The organism is Bacillus sp. JJ1532, from assembly GCF_036965085.1.
In the GTDB taxonomy this organism is placed as follows: domain Bacteria; phylum Bacillota; class Bacilli; order Bacillales; family Cytobacillaceae; genus Cytobacillus.
In genome coordinates, this window is record NZ_JBALOW010000082.1 from 10775 (window position 1) to 11108 (window position 334).

1 pseudogene is annotated in these 334 nt (G+C 30.5%); it reads left to right on the top strand.

Annotated features, from left to right (window positions below):
• A pseudogene (locus V7122_RS21730) lies at nt 1-334 on the top strand (hypothetical protein); the annotation flags it as partial.

The window sequence follows — 334 nt, forward strand, 5'->3', positions numbered from 1 at the left end:
CTGAGCGTATTTTTTATTGTCAGCCTGTTGACGATATTCAAATAATTCACAATGGTGCTAAACATGGATTCATACGTTTAACCATGAGATGTAATTCACCTTATACTTACAGTCCTTATTATGAGTATATTGTTGATCTAAGTAAGAATAGTGCAGATGGAACAGAAATTAAAATTTCAAATAAAGGTGAAGAAACATTTCCTGAATTGTGGATTATTACTAGGGAAGTTGGCAATATCTCAATTGTAAACAAAACAGATGGTGGACGCACATTCAGTTTAACGAATTTACAAAAAGATGAATCTCTTTATATTGATAATGAAAATGAAGATAT